This is a genomic window from Neisseria sp. P0001.S005, from assembly GCF_051963715.1.
Genome location: NZ_JBQCTZ010000342.1, coordinates 1 through 2,165 on the forward strand (window position 1 = coordinate 1; position 2,165 = coordinate 2,165).

Annotated in this window: 4 protein-coding genes; 2 read left to right on the forward strand and 2 right to left on the reverse strand. The window is 52.1% G+C overall.

What is annotated here, in order from left to right:
* Positions 1 to 227, reverse strand: a 227-nt coding sequence (locus tag ACTHSP_RS19885) for an ATP-binding cassette domain-containing protein (protein WP_440346762.1), incomplete at its 3' end; no start/stop codon positions are given.
* Between the two features lie 248 nt (positions 228 to 475).
* A complete protein-coding gene (locus ACTHSP_RS19890; protein WP_049349226.1) occupies positions 476 to 958 on the reverse strand; it encodes a TlpA disulfide reductase family protein in 483 nt (160 codons plus the stop codon).
* Positions 959 to 1,127: 169 nt separating this feature from the next.
* Between ACTHSP_RS19890 and arsC the strand changes: the two genes are divergently transcribed.
* Together arsC and ACTHSP_RS19900 are read left to right on the forward strand one after the other, a co-directional pair.
* Positions 1,128 to 1,487 carry an arsenate reductase (glutaredoxin) gene (gene arsC / locus ACTHSP_RS19895; RefSeq protein ID WP_314272827.1) on the forward strand — a complete coding sequence of 120 codons (360 nt, stop codon included), beginning with the start codon at positions 1,128 to 1,130 and terminating at the stop codon, positions 1,485 to 1,487.
* A 25-nt stretch (positions 1,488 to 1,512) separates the two neighbouring features.
* The coding region (locus ACTHSP_RS19900; RefSeq protein WP_314272829.1) for a YdcF family protein at positions 1,513 to 2,165 on the forward strand (653 nt) is incomplete at its 3' end.

The following is a 2,165-nucleotide window of genomic DNA, read 5'->3' on the forward strand; positions in this document are numbered from 1 at the left end:
AAGCCGATCTGATTGTCGCTCAAGGTGCCGAGGTCTTGATTGTTGAACCAAACCTTGCCTTTGGTAGGCTTGGTAATTCCTGAAATCAGCTTCAAAATGGTGGATTTGCCCGAGCCCGAATGGCCGGCGATAAAAATCATCTCACCTTTGTTAATCTGGAAACTGACATTTTTCAGGGCTTCGAAACCGCCGGGATAGGTTTTGGAAACTTGTTCGAAACGGATCATGGGTTTTCCTGAAAATAGGGATTCAGACGGCCGGCGTCATCGATAGGGCAACATGCCGTCTGAAAAAATGGGGTTATTCACAGATTATAAATATTTCGGCTGCTTTTTGATAGTGAAACCCCGGTTCTGCCTGTGGGTACACTGCCGGTTTGCAACACAAAGCAATATGGTTTGAAAAAAGGCCGTCTGAACGATTGGGTTTCAGACGGCCTCGGTATCAGCGTAGGTTAAGCACCCTATCCGCTGTTTTATTTACATTTGGTTTTGGCCAAATTTACGGCGGCGGTCAGGCTTTTTTCGTTGACTTCGCCGGTAATGGTTTGTTTGTAGCCGCATTTCGGCGCTTCGACGACAGTAAAGGGCAATACGCCGACGTTGTTGCCGTGGGCCTTCATGAAGTTGCGGCTGTTGGCGCCGGTGTAACGCCAAATCGGGTAGCTTACCGGTGTTTGTTTCAGGAACTTGCCGATGTTGTCGGTCGTATCCAGTGCGATGCCGACCATATCGACGCTGCCTTTTTTCTGCGCTTTGTACCATGCGGACATGGCGGGCATTTCTTTACGGCAGGGGCCGCACCAGGTTGCCCACAGGTTGACCACGCGCACGGGGGCTTTGAGCGATTCCAGACTTTGCGGTTTGTTGTCCTGCCAACCTGCCGTTTCGTCGGCGGCAAAGGCCGGTGCAGCGGTAAAAACGGTGGCGGACAAGAGAAGGGCGGTTAAGGCTTTCATGGTTGTATCCTTGAGGTTGCCAATCGAAATTGGGTTTATTGTAAAACGGTTTGGTGGGTATGCCTACCGATTCGTATCAAGATATCAGGTAAAAAGTTTGAGTAAAAATCAGTTGCAGACGATAATAACCGCCATCATTGAATGATTTTGCAATAATACGGAGACTTTCATGCCGTCTGAATTCACACTTTATCACAACCCGCGTTGCAGCAAATCGCGTGCCGCGCTGGCTTTGCTCGAAGAAAAAGGCGTTGCCGCCGACGTGGTCAAATATCTGGATACCGCGCCCGATTTGGCGACTTTGCAGGATATGTTTGCCAAACTCGGCATCGAATCGGTGCGCGGCATGATGCGCACGAAAGACGATTTGTACAAAGAATTGGGTTTGGACAATCCCGATTTGGACAATGCCGCCCTGCTTCAGGCAATCGCCGAACACCCTGCCTTGCTTGAGCGCCCCGTTTTGGTAACGCCTACGCGTGCAGCCATCGGCCGTCCGTTGGAAAACATTGCCGCCCTACTCAGCTGATAGGGTTGGATAAGGCCGTCTGAAGATGATTTCCCTGCTTAAAAGCCGCACTGGCCTGCGATATTACCTGTTTCGCGGCCTTGCTTTGAGCGTTTTGCTGGTGTGCGGTATTTTTTTGAGCGGCACATGGCAGATTTACCGGACAGGTTTGCAAACCTTGCCGAAGGACGTTCATGCCGATGCGGCGGTGGTGTTAGGTGCGGCGGCGTGGGACAAACGCCCGTCGCCGGTATTCCGTGAGCGCATCAACCATGCCATCACGCTCTACCAAAGCCATCGGGTCGGCAAAATCATTTTCACCGGCGGTACGCCCAAAAAAGGATTCATGACCGAAGCCGAAGTGGGGCGCCGATACGCGCTCAAGCAGGGCATACCGGCGCACAATATCCTGTTTGAAAACACGTCGCGCAACACTTACGAAAACCTGCGCAATATCGTCCCCATCATGCACGCCAACGGAGTCGGCAGCATTATCGTTGTCAGCGACCCGTATCATTTAGCGCGCGCCGAAGAAATGGCCGCCGATTTGGGCTTGTCAGACGCGCAGTTTTCCGCCACCCCGACCACGCGCTTTGACGAGCGCAGCAAGAAAGCCAAGTTCCTGATGCAGGAGAGCTATTCTTTGTTTCTCTACCGTATCGGCAAATGGAGCGATGCGGTTTGGAATTGGATAGGTGG